Origin of the sequence: Kitasatospora sp. NPDC007106, assembly GCF_040634455.1 — a bacterium.
In the GTDB taxonomy this organism is placed as follows: domain Bacteria; phylum Actinomycetota; class Actinomycetes; order Streptomycetales; family Streptomycetaceae; genus Kitasatospora; species Kitasatospora arboriphila.
Window position 1 is genome coordinate 1 of the sequence record NZ_JBEYFP010000260.1, and the last position, 7,874, is coordinate 7,874.

At 75.3% G+C, this 7,874-nt stretch carries 5 protein-coding genes and 1 pseudogene; all 6 read right to left on the bottom strand.

The window, feature by feature from the left end:
- Window positions 1-161: 161 nt before the first annotated feature.
- Entirely contained in the window at window positions 162-1,295 is a 1,134-nt protein-coding gene (locus ABZ641_RS20020) for an FAD-dependent monooxygenase (RefSeq protein ID WP_344624172.1), read from the bottom strand.
- Between the two features lie 104 nt (window positions 1,296-1,399).
- The gene (locus ABZ641_RS20025) at window positions 1,400-1,966 is read right to left on the bottom strand and encodes an ATP/GTP-binding protein (protein WP_344624173.1); all 567 of its coding nucleotides are present in this window, start codon (window positions 1,964-1,966) and stop codon (window positions 1,400-1,402) included.
- Window position 1,967: 1 nt separating this feature from the next.
- Entirely contained in the window at window positions 1,968-2,372 is a 405-nt protein-coding gene (locus ABZ641_RS20030) for a DUF742 domain-containing protein (protein ID WP_344624174.1), read from the bottom strand.
- On the bottom strand, window positions 2,369-2,806 hold the full coding sequence (locus tag ABZ641_RS20035) for a roadblock/LC7 domain-containing protein (RefSeq protein WP_344624175.1): 438 nt from the start codon (window positions 2,804-2,806) through the stop codon (window positions 2,369-2,371). The genes ABZ641_RS20030 and ABZ641_RS20035 overlap by 4 nt, the downstream gene beginning before the upstream one ends.
- Entirely contained in the window at window positions 2,803-5,475 is a 2,673-nt protein-coding gene (locus ABZ641_RS20040) for a nitrate- and nitrite sensing domain-containing protein (RefSeq protein ID WP_359983502.1), read from the bottom strand. The genes ABZ641_RS20035 and ABZ641_RS20040 overlap by 4 nt, the downstream gene beginning before the upstream one ends.
- Window positions 5,476-5,989: 514 nt before the next feature.
- Window positions 5,990-7,874 (bottom strand): annotated as a pseudogene (locus ABZ641_RS20045) (hypothetical protein); the annotation flags it as partial.

Here is a 7,874-nt window from a genome sequence, read left to right on the forward strand (position 1 = left end):
CCTTTTTTATTCCGCCGCCCACCCCCTACTTCTACACCTACTCCCCAACCCTTTTCCCCTCCCCGCCGCTCTTCCTTTCTCGTCCTGCTTCTCTGCCGGGCGGGTTCGGGGGGGGCGGGGGCACCCCCCGGGTCCCCCGCGCCCCTGTCGGTCCTCGACCGTCAGTACGGCTTCACCAACACGTGGGCGGCGCCGGGGATGCCGACCTTGAGGAGTTCGTCCTCCTCCGGCGTGGTGGGCGTGCCGGTCTCCTGCTTGAGGACGGCCCGGGACAGCGCCTGGACGAACATCGCCCGCGGCCGTCGGCGCTCCTCCCAGGCCCGCAGCGCGGCGGGCACCGAGTCCGCGGCGTCCAGCTCCTGGGCGAGCACCAGGGCGTCCTCGACCGCCATCGCCGCGCCCTGCGCCAGGTGCGGGGTGGAGGCGTGGGCGGCGTCGCCGGCCAGCACCACCCGGCCGACGTGCCAGGGCTCGTCCACGGTGACCTGGGAGATCCGCGAGTGGACCACTGCGGCCGGGTCGGTGACCTGCGCGAGCGCCTCGGCGACCGGGCCGCCGAAGCCGGCGAGCCGCTCGGCGAGCTGCTCGTGGGCGCGCTCCGGGTCCGGGCGGAAGTCCTCGGCCTCGGCGAACACCGCCCCCAGGTACATGAGGTCGTCGGTGATCGGGGTGAGCAGCGCCTTCGCGGCGAGGTTGCCGGTGCTCATCACCACGCCCTGCACCTCGGGCTGCCGGGGCACGGTGACCCGCCAGTTGGCGAAGCCGGTGTACTCGGGGCGGTAGCGGTCGCCGTAGAGGCGGGTGCGCAGCGGGGAGCCGATGCCGTCGAAGCCGACGACCAGGTCGAAGCGGCCGGCCGAGCCGTCGGAGAGCGTGACGTCCACGCCCTCCCCGTCGTCGGCGAGTGCGGTGATCGTGGTGCCGAAGCGGACGGTCGCGCCGGCCTCCGCGGCGGCCCGGCCGAGCACCTCGGCGAGGGCCGGGCGGGGTATGCCGTTGTTGGCGGGGGCGTCGTCCATCCGCGGCTGCGGGATCTTGGCCAGGGTGGCGCCGGACGGGTCGCAGATGGTCAGCACCTCCCACTCGAAGCCGACCTTCAGGCAGTCCTCCAGGACGCCGAGTTCGCGCATCACGTGCAGGGCGTTGGAGGGCTGGATGATGCCGACGCCGAGGGCGTCGAGCTGCTCGCGGAGTTCGGCGACCTCGACGGTGTGGCCGCGACGGGCGAGCGCGACGGCGAGGCTCAGCCCGCCGATGCCGCCGCCGTGGACGAGGACGCGCAGGGGTGTTGCCATGGTCTCTCCGTGGGTTCGGGGGACGGCCGGGCAGGGGAGGCCGGCCGCGTGGTGCGGGAGGACGGCGGGGACGGGTGCCGTGGCCCTGCGGGGCGCGCGGGCGGTCAGCCGGCGACCGGCAGCGCCATCAGGTGGTCGACCAGGGCGAGCAGCACGTCCCGCCCGAAGGGCCGCTCCCGGACGTCGCCGACCAGCATCGGCACGTGCGGGTCGAGGTCGAGGGCGGCCCGGATCTCGCCGGGCGTGCGGGTGTTGACGCCGTGGAAGCAGTTGATCGCCACCACGAACGGGATGCCCCGGCTCTCGAAGAAGTCGATCGACGCGAAGCTGGTCTCCAGCCGGCGGGTGTCGGCGATGACGACGCCGCCGAGCGCGCCGTTGACCAGGTCGTTCCACATGAACCAGAACCGCTCCTGGCCGGGCGTGCCGAACAGGTACACCACCAGCTCGGGGCTGACGGTGATCCGGCCGAAGTCCAGGGCGACGGTGGTGGTGTCCTTCTGGTCGACCCCGGCGAGGTCGTCCACGCCGACGCTGGCGGTGGTGAGGTACTCCTCGGTGCGCAGCGGGGCGACCTCGCTGACGGCACCGACCATGGTCGTCTTGCCGACGCCGAAGCCGCCGGCGATCAGGATCTTGACCGCGGCGGCGCCCGCCTGGGTGGTCGTCATCTCAAAGCCTCCTCAGTCCCTCACGTACGGCGGCCAGCAGGCCGCGGTCGGCGCCGCCCGCGGCCCGGGCCACCGAGATCGGGGCCCGGGCCGTCAGGAGGCCCTGCGCGACGAGGTCGCCGAGCAGGATCTTGGTCACCGAGACCGGCAGGTCGAGGTCGGCGGCGACCTCGGCCACGGCGGCCGGCGTCCGGCACCGGTCGACGATCATCCGGTGCTCGGGCTGCAGCCGGCCGGGCCGGACGGGCGCGCCGTAGGCGTCGACCGGCTCCTGCACGGTGGTGAGCAGGGTGATGAGGGTGAAGTCGTCGCGCTCGGGCGCGGTGCGACCGCGGGTGATGGTGTACGGCCGGACCATGCTGTCCGCGCCGTCGTCCCCCTCGTCCTCGTCCCAGTACGACGTCACCCGCGCTGCCCGCCGCGGGCGGCGAACGCGTCGAACTCGCCGCGCTGCGGGGTGCTGAGCTTCTGGCCGACCTGCTGCACCAGGTTGTGCATGGCGAGCGACATGACCTCCGCGTCGACCTCCTGGGAGGCGACGACGGCGAGGTGGGTGCCCTGGCCGGCGGCGATGACGAACAGCCAGAGCTCGGCCAGTTCGACGATCACCTGGTGGACGGGGCCGCCGGCGAAGAGCTGGCCGACGCCGCGGGCCAGGCTCTGCTGGCCGGTGGCGACGGCGGCGAGGCGCTCGGCGTCGGAGCGGTCGATGGTGCGGGAGTGGCTCACCACGAGGCCGTCGTCGGAGAGCAGGACGGCGTACCTCGTCCCGGCCACCGAGTCCACCAGGCCGTCCAGCAGCCAGTCGAGGTCCTGGTGGGTGGCGATTGTGCGCGTCATGACCGGTCTTCTCTCGTCGGGATGGTGTGGGTGTTCCGGGTGTCTCCGGGTCGGGGCCGCCCGTCGGGCTGCGGGGTGGTCTCCGCAGTCGGCGGGACGGCACCGGAGCGCGCCTCCCGGGACCGCCGCTGGAACGCACCGATCGCCGCTCCGGCCCGTCGGGGGGCCGGCCGGAACAGCGGGTTCTCGTCCCAGCGCGGCGGCGCGGGGGCGGCCGGCGGGGCGGCCGGGTCGATCCGCAGCTCGTCGACCAGGCTGGCCTGGCGGACGCGGCGCGGCAGCGGGGGTTCGCCGCCGGGCAGGGCCGGCACGGGCGGCGGCGGGTAGCCGCCGGTGCCGGGGAAGGGCGCCGGGGCGGGGAACGGCGCGGGCACGGCCGGGGCGACCGGCACCGGCGGCGCGAGCTCGGCGGGTGCGGGCACCCGGCCGGGCCACGAGTCGGCGGTCACCGGCTCGGGACGGTACGGCGCGGGCAGCCCGTACGGGGCGGGCGCGCCCTCCACGGGCGGCACGGCGGCGGGGAAGGGCTGCTCGTGGCCGGCGGCCCGCTGCTCCTCGGGCTGCGCACCGAGCGGCTCGTGCTGCGGGTACGGGTCGCCGGGGGTGTACGGGTCGCCGACCGGCACGTACGGGACCTCCTCGGACACCGGGTGGAGCTCCACGGGTGCGGTGACCGGGTCGGGGGCCCCGGGGAGGGCGGTGATGCCGGCGAGCGCCCGGCCGCGGGACCTGGTGGGCAGGCCGCCGGCCGTCTGCGGTGCCGCGACGGCGGTGGGACGCGCCGTCGGGTCGGGGACGATCAGCTCCTCCGGGACGAGCACCACGACGCGGGTGCCGCCGAAGGCCGACTGGCGGAACTCGATCCGCAGGCCGTGCTGGTCGGCGAGACGGGCGATCACGTAGAAGCCCATGCGGATGTCGTCGCCGCGGGCGAGCACGTCGGCCCGGGGCGGACGGGTCATCAGCTCGTTGGCCTCGTCGATCTGCTCCTCGTCCATGCCGAGGCCGCGGTCCTCGACCTCGATCGCGACGCCGCGGCTGACGCGGCCGGCGCGGACCTCGACCGGGTTCGGCGGGCGGGAGAAGCTGAGCGCGTTCTCGATCAGCTCGGCGACCACGTGGGCGACCGGGCCGACGGCGCGCTCGGAGAGCCACGGGCTGCCGTCCAGGTCGATGACGACCCGGCGGTAGTCCTGCACCTCGCCCTGGGCGGCGCGCATCACGTCCAGCAGCGGCACGGGCTTGCGCCAGCGCCGGTGCGGGGTGCCGCCGGCCAGGATGACCAGGTTCTCCTCGTAGCGGCGCAGGCGCGCGGTGAGGTGGTCGAGGTCGAAGAGGCCCTCCAGGATCTCCGGGTCCTCGTGGCGGCGCTCCAGCGCGTCGAGCTTCTTGAGCTGCTGGCCGATGAGCAGCTGGGTGCGGCGGGCGATCCGCTGCAGCAGGCGCTCGAAGCCGCGGTGCTGCTCGGCCTGGGCGACGGCGGCCTGCAGGGCGCTCGTCCGGGCGAGGTTGAACGCCTCGCCGAGCTTGGCGAGTTCGTCCTCGGTGCGGGCCCACGGGTCGCGCTCGATCGCCCGGGCGTGCTCCTCGACGTCGATCTGCTCGCCGTTGCCGAGGCGTTCGACCACCTCGGGCAGGGCGTTCTCGAGCTCCTCGGCCTGCTGCTGCAGCCGGCCGATCCGGCGGCGCAGGGTGCGGGTGAGCCGCCAGCTGGTGAGCGCGACGACGACGACGGCGATCAGGCCGACGACGGTGGTGAGGAGCAGCCGGACGGCCAGGGTGACGATGCTGCCCTTGCCCTCGTCGACGACGAGCCCGGTGCGGTGCTCCAGCAGGCCGACGAGTTCGGGGGTGAGGGTGTCGATCGACTGGCGCCAGGCGTCCTTGTCGACGCCGAGGGCGATCCGGCCGTTGCGGTCGGGTGCGGCGGGCTTCAGCAGCTGCTGCTCGGCGCGGGTCTTGGCCTGCCAGGCCGGGCTGCCGGCGATCTGCTGCCACATGGCGGCCTCGTCGGCGGGCAGGTAGGGCGCGACCTTGGTGCCGAACTGGAAGTCCTGCTCGGCGACGGCCTGCCGGAGCTGCTGGTAGTCGTCGGTGCCGAGCGAGCCGGTGGGCCAGCCGCGGGCCAGCAGCGCGTCCGAGCGGGAGATCATCTCCTTGCCCCAGAACAGGTCGACCAGCGGCTGGGAGATCGTGGTGATCCGGCCGTTGTCGACGTGGCTGAGCGAGGCGAACAGCCGCAGGTCCACCGCGATCAGGTCGGTGTAGTACCGGTAGACCGCGGCCTGCTGCTGCTCGCCGCCGCTGTCGACCAGGGCGCGCTGCGCGGGCAGCTGGCCGATGGCCTGCCGGGCCTGCTGGACGGCCTCGCGGACCTCGGTCGGCGCGTCGTCGGCGGCGACGTCGGAGAGCTTCTGGAACTCGCGGACGGCTTCGTCGGTCTTGGTGCGCTGGGTGCGCAGTGCGTCGCCGACGCCGCTGTGCGTGGCGAGGACGTCGGCGCTCAGGCGCCGCTCCTCCTGGAGGTTGTAGTAGACGATGTTGGACGGCTGGCCGGCCTTCTGCGCGAGCAGGCCCTGGGCGGCCTGGCGCTGGAAGTCGAACAGGAGCTGTCCGCTGGTGACGGCCCACAGGGCGGCCAGCGCCACTCCGGGAACGATCGCCAGCACGAGCAGGGTCGCGCGGAGCGACAGCCGGCCCGTTCTGATCCGCCGAGGCGCGCGCGTGCGCAGGGCATTCTCCTTGGAGATGACACCAGTCGTTCGGAACTGGTCGAATCTGATAAGGACTCTGACGGATGGATATTAGCCACACCGTATAACGACAAGGAAAGTCGCCATGACGGCGCGGCGCCGGCACGGCGCCGCCGCAGTGCCTCAACACCCGCTACGACCAGGCATGATGAGCCGTCACAGGGACCAACGTCCCGATGTTCGGCGGCTCTTCGCCGTGGGCCGGATCCGGCCTGCGCGAACTGCCCTTCCCGGCACCGGAACTGAAGGTGCGACCGGTGCGGGACCGGCCCGCGAACCATCCGTCAGGGCCGCCGGCCGAGCCGCTCGGAGTCTAGCGCTCCACTTGCCGCGGGGTGAGGTGATCCTGTCAGAATGTCCGGGGAAATCGATTCCGAACGGTCGGAATCGCCCCGAACGGTCCGCGAATCTCCCAGGATGAATCAGCGATTCACACGATCGCCGAGAACTCCGCCCAGGCCTCCGCGAACATCTCGTGCAGCGGTCGCGGCGGCAGCAGCCGCAGGAACGGGCCCGAGGTCTCCTTCCGGAACTCGCGGCCGGCCAGATGGGTCGCCAGCTTGGCCGTCTCCAGCGGGAGTTCGGGCGCCTTGAGCTCCGTCCAGGGCCCGGCGGCGAAGGCCGTCCGGCCGGCCCGCGACCGCTTGCCGGTCTCCACGAGTCCGGCCGCCGCCAGCTCGGCCTGCGCCGCCCGGTGCCGGGCCGGCGTCCAGCCGTTCCAGCGGCGGACGTTCCGGTCGGTCGGGCGGGCCAGCGCGAGCAGCTGCAGCAGCAGGGCGGCCGCGTCCGGGCCGACGGCGAGCGCCCCGGCCGCCTCCGCCACCAGCTGCGGCACGCCCAGCGCGGGATCGGCCTCGTAGCGGCCGGCCGGCACGGGGGTGTCGGCGGCCCGGGCGGCCATCCGCTCCAGCCCGCCGCCGGCCCGCAGCAGGTCGATGCCGTGCAGCTGCCGCAGCAGGTCGTCCAGGCCGTGCTCCGTGCAGTACTCCTCCAGCCGTCGGCGGGCCGCCGGATCGGCCAGCCGGGCCGGCCGCAGGCAGACCGTGCCGTACCCGGACCGCGGCACCAGCAGCAGGCCGTCGTCGAACACCGTGGTCGGCTCCGCACCCCGGTCCGCCGCGGACGGCGCGAGGGGCACCGCCAGCACACCCGGCCCGAACCGCGCGGCCCGCTCCTCCTCGCCGCCGGGCAGCCGGTGCGTCCCCAGCGGGACGATCAGCTCCTCGTCCGCGAGCCTGGTCCGCAGCCAGGCGCACTGCTCGGCCGCCCGGGCCGCCGCCGGGTCGCCGACCGGACGCGCGGTCAGCGCCCACACCAGCGCGGCCGCCTCGGCGGCGTACTGGTGGCGGCCGCCGGCGAACCAGGCGCGCGCCGGCCCGCCGTCCGGGCCGACGGTGTGCAGCATGACCGAGCCGTACGCGGTCACCGCCGGGACGAGGCGGCAGGGGGCGCTCTCCGCCGTGGCACCGGCCGGAGCGAGCAGCATCCGCAGCCACGGCTCCGCCAGCCCGGTCTCCGCCTCCAGCTCGCGGGCGGCCTCCTCGTCCAGCGGCCGCTCGGTACCCACCAGCCGGGCCCACGCGTCGGCCAGCCGGACGGCCGCCGCCTCCGGGCCGCCCGGCCGCCACAGCTCGGCCGGGTCGTCCGGCAGGGCCGCGGCCAGCAGGTCGAGGCGCCCTTCGCCGCCGAGCCGGTGCAGCACCGTCTGCAGCGCCTGCGCGTCCCGCTCGGTCGCCCCGTACGGCTTCGAGGTGAGCAGCCTGCGCCGGGCCGTGTGGTCGGCGCCCTCGGGCAGGCCGTCCAGGACGAGCAGGGCGGTCGCCCGGCGGGCCCCGGTGCGGGCGACGAAGGCGTCCACCGCCTCGGGGCCGAACCGCACCGGGCCGTGCTCGGCGAGCAGGTCGAGCAGCCGGGCCAGCCGCCCGGCGTCGTCCCGGCCGACGGCGACCTCCCGCAGCTCCGCGGCGCCCTCCGGCACGGGATCCGCGGCCGGCTGCAGGAAGCGGTACGTGAGGGCTCGGTCCAGCGGCCGTCCCGGGTCCGGCGCCAGCCCGGACAGCGTGTCGGCCCGGACGGCGGGCACCCGCGCACCCGCGGCCCGCCGGGCGTCGAGCGCGGCGCCGGTGGCCTCGCCGATCCGCCAGCGGCCGCCGGCCGCCGCGAACGGCTGCTCGGACCAGCGGCGCACCAGCTCGGCCAGGGCCGGCCGGTCCTCCTCGGCGGTGGCCGCGGTGACCAGGCGCCAGGCCGCGGCGTCGATCCGGCCGAGCAGCGGCGTCCAGTCCCGGGCCCGGGCCGGCGGGCTCAGCCGGCGC

Bases quoted from the DNA above. Each gene is read 5' to 3' on its own strand.
- ABZ641_RS20020 (WP_344624172.1), bottom strand. From the start codon at position 1,295: ATGGCAACACCCCTGCGCGTCCTCGTCCACGGCGGCGGCATCGGCGGG.
- ABZ641_RS20025 (WP_344624173.1), bottom strand. From the start codon at position 1,966: ATGACGACCACCCAGGCGGGCGCCGCCGCGGTCAAGATCCTGATCGCC.
- ABZ641_RS20035 (WP_344624175.1), bottom strand. From the start codon at position 2,806: ATGACGCGCACAATCGCCACCCACCAGGACCTCGACTGGCTGCTGGAC.